A 239-nucleotide genomic window follows, 5' to 3' on the forward strand; every position below is an offset into this window, starting at 1 on the left:
ATCCAGCACGAAAACCAGCGCCAGGAAGATCACATCGAGCTGATCGCTTCCGAGAACTACACCAGCCCGGCCGTGATGGCTGCGCAAGGTTCGCAACTGACCAACAAGTACGCGGAAGGCTACCCCGGCAAGCGCTATTACGGCGGCTGCGAGAACGTGGACGTGGTCGAGCAACTGGCGATCGACCGCGTGAAGGCGCTGTTCGGCGCGGAAGCGGCGAACGTGCAGCCGAACTCGGG

The 239-nt window shown here is 62.8% G+C and carries 1 pseudogene; it reads left to right on the forward strand.

Annotated elements, in window-relative coordinates:
* A pseudogene (gene glyA, locus ACYP33_RS14255) lies at window positions 1–239 on the forward strand (serine hydroxymethyltransferase); the annotation flags it as partial.

Source organism: Burkholderia sp. 3C (genome assembly GCF_054589155.1).